The following is a 1,033-nucleotide window of genomic DNA, read 5'->3' as shown; positions in this document are numbered from 1 at the left end:
CTCGGCTTCACCGGCCGATCGGCGGAAATGGGCCGCCTGCTCCCCCACCTCGAACCCGCCCCGAACGGAGCCGCCCCGCTCCCTCTCCTCATCTTCGCCGTCACCGGCATGGGCGGCATCGGCAAGACGGCACTGGCCGTGGAGGCCGCCCACCAGGCCTGCACGAAGGGCTGGTTCCCCGGCGGCACGCTCTTCGTCGACCTGCGCGGTTACGACGACGCCCCCGTCACCGCCGACCAAGCCGTCCTCGCCCTCCTCGACGCCCTCGGCGTACGTGGCCCGGAGCTGCCACAGACGACGGCGCGCCAGTACGACACGTACCGCACCCTCCTCGCCGAGCGACAGGATCGGACGCTGCTGATCCTGGACAACACCTCGGACCCATCCCAGTTCCTCCCCCTGCTGCCCGGGACGGACCACCACCGGGTGTTGATCACCTCCCGAGACCGCCCGGACGCCCTCCCCGTACGCCTCATCGACCTCGAAACACTCGCCCCGGACGACTCCGCCGCCCTCGTGACCCGCGCCCTCCACGACGCCGACGAACGCGACGACCGCCCGTCCCGGGAACAGGACGCCCTCCGCGAACTGACCTCCCTTTGCGGCCACTTGCCCCTAGCCCTCCAGATCGCCGCCGCCATGCTGCGTCGACGCCGCCACCGCGACATCGCCTCGCTGGTGACCGAGATCAAAGAGGCCGCCGACCCCACCGCCGTACTCGACAACGGCAGTCGCGGCACCGACCTGTACGGCCGTTCGCTCGTGCTCCGCCCGGTCCTGGAGACCTCGTACCGCCGTCTCCCACCCGACCAGGCCCGACTGCTGCGCCTGCTCGCCCTCGCCCCCGGTACGGAGACGGGCGCCGAGGCCGTGGCCGCCTTGGCCGACCTCGACTTGGAGGCCGCCCTGGGCCTGCTGGAGGATCTGGCCGCCACCCATCTGGTCACACCGGTCCAGGGCGGCGGGGGCTCGGCTTCCGGTGTGCGGTGGCGGTTGCATGACTTGGTGCGGGCGTTCGGGGTGGGTGTGGTGG

1 protein-coding gene is annotated in these 1,033 nt (G+C 72.1%); it reads left to right on the top strand.

Features of this window, described 5'->3' with window-relative positions; all coding sequences use genetic code 11:
- Positions 1 to 27 precede the first annotated feature (27 nt).
- A partial coding sequence (locus tag G5C60_RS50750) for an NB-ARC domain-containing protein (protein WP_241267674.1) occupies positions 28 to 1,033 on the top strand: 1,006 nt, incomplete at its 3' end.

The sequence above is a fragment of the Streptomyces scabichelini genome (genome assembly GCF_011045015.1).
Taxonomy (GTDB): domain Bacteria; phylum Actinomycetota; class Actinomycetes; order Streptomycetales; family Streptomycetaceae; genus Streptomyces; species Streptomyces scabichelini.
Note: the sequence above shows the minus strand (reverse complement) of the source record. Positions and strands in the feature narration are given on the sequence as shown.